Here is a 4,606-nt window from a genome sequence, read left to right as displayed (position 1 = left end):
TCTTCTCATCGTAGTAGTTGTGCTTGTAGGACTTGTCCGTCAGGCGCGGGCGGGGGGCCTGGGTCCACTTGAAGTCCGGGTCCTGCTCGAAGTACATCTCCATGAGGTCCCAGTAGGCCAGGTACTCGTAATAGCGGCAGCGGAAGGAGTTGGCGGAAGCCATGATCTCGTTGCCGATGGTGAGCAGGATGTCGCGCGGGGGCATGCAGGTCATCATGGAGTCGTTGCGCCAATCGGGAGTGCCGATGGCCTGGTTCCACTGCAGGGGCGTGGGGCGGTCGACAACGACGCCGCGGTCCTCGAGGATCTTCACGAGGTTCTCGAGGCACTCGTTGCCGCGCTCGACGGTGTCAGAGGGACGGGGGCCCCACATGCCGCGCATGGCGGAGTCAACGGGAACCTTCTCGGAGGTGGCGGGCTCCTCCGGCGGGATGACGGAGTTGTCGCAGCGGCCGACGATGACGCGCTTCAGCGGATCCCAGTCGTTCCAAGAGCTGACGATCTTTGCCATGGATGTGCTCCTATCTCATAGGCACTAATTCCGTCTCTTTTGAGACAAGAATGTTATACCATTTTTTGCAGGTGCACAAAAGTCTTTCGCCGAAAAATTTTCGACAATTTTCTAGCTCATCAATTCCGATCTGTGTCTCTTATGGCAGTTTCCAGCAAATCGCGCACAATATCAGAAACTTCGTAGCCCTCGGAGATAGCCTTCACGGCGCCGCCGTCCACCAACGCCACCACCACCGACGGCGTGAGACCCACGTGGGCACGCACCAGAATGCGATTGACCGCTGCGTCAAGGGCCTCGCGACCCTTGCGATACGCCTCCGTAACCACGGGCGCATCGGAAGCGGCAATCAGCTGAGCGTAGTGGGCCGGCATCGACACCGTGTCATCGGGAAGACAGGCCTCCATAAGCAAGCTAACCACACGTTTTCTGCATTCTTCCTGGTCATATCCATCGGCAATAGCGGCCACCTTCTCGGCGCGCGCAATCCAAAGCTCGATGTTATAGCAGCCTGCTTCATACAGAAGATCGGTAACTGAATCGAAGTAGTAGCCCACCGACGAAGAGGCCGCTCCGGCCCATTCGGCTACTTTGCGGTAGGTGACCGCTTCGGGCCCGCGCTCGCGCAACAGCGCCGCGGCGGCCAGCACCAAAGAGGTGCGGGTAATCTGCGCTTTCAGCGACTTCGGCTTTGCCAACGGTTTTGTCATAGCGGGCTCGTTTCTCCCAAAGTTGGACTTTTCGTGACTGTAACAGAAATGAAAGAATTGTGAAAGTGCACTCCAAGGCGATTTTCATGCACAAAACGAATCGACGCCCTCTAAAAACGAGGACGTCGATCAGATGCATAAAAATTTGCAGCCCCAGCCGCCCCTCCCCTGTCGACGAGCCGGGGGCTGCAAATTCTACCCCGAAGCTACTGAATGTCAGTAAGCTTCTTCTTGGAGTTGTCGTGAGTCAGGCACATGGCGATAAGCGCAATAACAGAGATAGCCACCATGTACCAGGCCGGCGCAATAGCGTTGCCCGTTGCCTCGATTAAAGCAATAGAGATGAACGAGGCCGAACCGCCGAAGATTGCGTTGGCGAAGTTGAAGCTGACGGCGAAGCCCGAGTAGCGCACTTCCGTGGGGAACGTCTCGGACAGATAGCTGGACAGCGTACCGTCGTTGATGGTAAGCAGCAAGCACATAACCAGCTCCACCACCAGAATGATCCAGAAGTTCTGGCTTCCCATGAGCATGAAGGCCGGCACCGTGAACACGATGAAGCCGACAGAGGCAATGATGAGCATCTTCTTGCGCCCGAAGCGGTCGGACACGCGGCCCGACAGGAAGATGAACGCAATGTAGGCCACCAGGCAGATAGTGGTGATCAGCGACGACGCCCCGGCGTCATAGCCGATGGTGTCCTGCAGGTAGTTCGGCAGGTAGGTAAGCACGGCGTAAAAGCCCACGGCGTTCAGCATGCAGGCGCCGAAGGATACCAGCAACGGCTTCCAGTACTGGGTGAACAGCAGCTTGATGGGCGTGTCGTCGGTTTCGCCCTTCGCCTCCAGCTTGTCCTGCATCTCTTGATAGACCGGCGAGTCAGAGACGCGGGTACGAATGTAGTGCGTAATGATGCCCAACGGACCAGCCAGCAAGAACGGGATACGCCAACCCCACTCGGTCACGAAAGCGGAATCGTGGCCGAAGTTGACAAACATGAGCGTGGCCAAGGTGGAGCCTACCAAGAGACCTGTAGCCGTAGAAGCGGGCACCAGCGAGCAATACAGTCCGCGGTGGTTGGCCGGGGCGTACTCGGCCAGGAAGGTAGCCGCACCGGCATACTCGCCGGAAGCGGAGAACGACTGCACCATGCGCAGCAACAAGAGCAGCGCCGGGGCCAGAAGCCCCACAGTGGCGTAGGAAGGCAGCAGGCCGATGCAGAACGTGGCGCCCGTCATGAGCAGAATGGATGTTGCCAGGGCCCACTTACGACCCTTCTTGTCGCCCATATGCCCCCAGAAGAAGGCGCCAACGGGACGCATCAAGAACGAAAGAGCAAACACGGCGAACGTTTCCATCAGGGCAACGGTGGGATCCGATGCCGGGAAAAAGACCAAGGCGATAACCGTGGCGAAGTACGAGTAGGACGCATAGTCGAACCACTCGATAAAGTTGCCGAGGAACGAAGAGACGGCAACGCGCCTCAAAGTGGCGTGCTCTTCCTCGGCGGTAGCAGAGCTTGCCACCCTTGTGTCACTAGATGCCATGAAAATCACCCAGATCCTTTCCAAACCCCTTTTTGCTTTGCGCAGTCCTCACGGGACCACCCCCTTTATCAACAGAAAGGCCCGCCCATCCGGGTTGAGCGGATATGGACGGACCTCCTCTTCTTGCGCCGCGAGGGACGCTTTACTTTGAGTCTTCCTAAGCCAGGGCGCGGGATGAGCCCGCCCTCGACGTTTGCTGATCGGAGAAGGGTCCTCCCCCACTCCCACCACCGAATGCCAGCCAGCTTCGGAAGTGTTGCGAAGCTGCACGCTTCGAAGAGAAAGCGCCCATGCAGGCACGGGCGCTTTCGTCATAATGCCTTACGGCAGATCCTGGGTTTCGACCTCGGCCTTGTTCTCGGCCTCGATGCTTTCCAGCGTCTTCTGGTCGACGTTGCCCGTACCCTTGCGGGCCAGCATGGCCTTCACCGTGGGGAAGGCGCCGCCGCCGCAGATGAGGATGACGCCCAGCCAGCTGTTGATGGACATGGGCTCGGCGAAGATCACGATGCCGATGAAGATGGCAACGGGAACTTCCCAGTAAGCGATGGTGCCGTAGTCCATGGCGGGCAGGTTGCGGCCGGCCACCAGCAGCGTGCCCAGAGCGATGGGGCCGCAGATGATCCACAGCAGCACCGCACCAATCCAGTTGAACGTGGTGAAGTGGATGTTCAGAGCCCAGTTCTCCATGCCCGGGTTGGAGCCCAGGGAGTTCAGGATGACAGTGATGATACCGGCACCCAGCACGGCAAAGATGAAGTTCCACACGCCACGGGCGGTAGTGTCGGCATCCTTGCGGTAGCCGTTGAAGAACATGGACAGGCCGTAGAACAGGCCGGACAGCAGACCAAAGGCGTCACCGACACCCTTCTGCGGGAACTCAGGCGTGGACGTCTCCAGGTTGAAGTCAAGGCCGAAGGCCTGACCGCCAACGCCGAAGCCGAGCAGGCCCTCGCCGAACAGCATACCAATGAACACGACGCAGAGGCAGATCCACTGCAAGCCGCTCATAGGCTCCTTACGGAAGATACGGGCGCACAGCACGCAGATAACCGGGCCGGTGTAGATGAACATAACGGCGTTGGATACCGTGGTGAGCAACGTGGACGTCACGTAGCAGGCCAGCGACATGCCGATCATAAGACCGCCCAACGCGATGGCGGGCGTGAGCTTCAGCTTCTTGAAGGTTTCCACCTTGCCGGTGGCGAACATCAAGATGACGAAGAACAGGACACCCATGCCCATGCGACCGCAGGCCATGAGAGCGCCGATGGAGTCGCCGGCATTCAGGCCGAGAGCACCGTCGAACATGTCGGTACGCGTTGCCCAACGCGAAAACAGCGGCACCAGGCCCATGCCCGTCGCAGAGATGAGCATGAAGATAAGGCCCTTGGTGTAGTTCATCTGGAAGCCGCTGCCCTCGCCTTGAGGAGCGATTTTCTCCTGAGCCATATAACCCTCCTTTTTTCTTTCCCTTGAGGTGAGTAGTGCCAGAAAGCGCGCCATAAGGAGGAGACCCACCTTCTGGTTCGTACGCGCATATTTGCCCTTACCGCGTACTAAAAAAGGGGAACAGGCCGCTTTGTGCGTTACAACCTGTTCCCCTTTCTTTTCTAGCTATCCCCTCAGGCAGCTGCCCTAAGCTGTTCCCGAGGGAGGGTGGTAGCTTTTAGGCAGCCTGTTCGAGCTGCCCAGAAGCCATCGAATAGGTGGTGCTTACTTCCACATGTCGGGGCGCACGAGGGTGGGATCCTCGACGCGGTTGGGGAAGTAGTCCAGGCACTCGCCCTCGCGGTAGACGTCGGCCGTGGAGCAGTGCAGGCCGCCGCCGAACGGGT

The 4,606-nt window shown here is 58.8% G+C and carries 3 protein-coding genes and 1 pseudogene; all 4 read right to left on the bottom strand.

The annotated features are described in order from the left end of the window. Window positions 1–511 (bottom strand): annotated as a pseudogene (locus tag PZH32_RS11175) (serine/threonine protein kinase); the annotation flags it as partial. Window positions 512–630: 119 nt separating this feature from the next. Next, on the bottom strand, window positions 631–1,221 hold the full coding sequence (locus PZH32_RS11170) for a TetR/AcrR family transcriptional regulator (RefSeq protein ID WP_275208323.1): 591 nt from the start codon (window positions 1,219–1,221) through the stop codon (window positions 631–633). Window positions 1,222–1,427: 206 nt separating this feature from the next. Then, the gene (locus tag PZH32_RS11165) at window positions 1,428–2,768 is read right to left on the bottom strand and encodes an MFS transporter (protein WP_275208322.1); all 1,341 of its coding nucleotides are present in this window, start codon (window positions 2,766–2,768) and stop codon (window positions 1,428–1,430) included. Window positions 2,769–3,089: 321 nt separating this feature from the next. Continuing rightward, window positions 3,090–4,220: a DMT family transporter gene (locus PZH32_RS11160; RefSeq protein ID WP_275208321.1), complete on the bottom strand. Its 1,131-nt coding sequence runs from the start codon at window positions 4,218–4,220 to the stop codon at window positions 3,090–3,092. Between the last annotated feature and the right edge of the window lie 386 nt (window positions 4,221–4,606).

The organism is Adlercreutzia equolifaciens (genome assembly GCF_029076695.1).
Lineage (GTDB): Bacteria > Actinomycetota > Coriobacteriia > Coriobacteriales > Eggerthellaceae > Adlercreutzia > Adlercreutzia equolifaciens_A.
This window is presented reverse-complemented; position numbering and strand designations above follow the sequence as displayed.

Bases quoted from the DNA above. Each gene is read 5' to 3' on its own strand.
- PZH32_RS11170 (WP_275208323.1), bottom strand. From the start codon at position 1,221: ATGACAAAACCGTTGGCAAAGCCGAAGTCGCTGAAAGCGCAGATTACC.
- PZH32_RS11165 (WP_275208322.1), bottom strand. From the start codon at position 2,768: ATGGCATCTAGTGACACAAGGGTGGCAAGCTCTGCTACCGCCGAGGAA.
- PZH32_RS11160 (WP_275208321.1), bottom strand. From the start codon at position 4,220: ATGGCTCAGGAGAAAATCGCTCCTCAAGGCGAGGGCAGCGGCTTCCAG.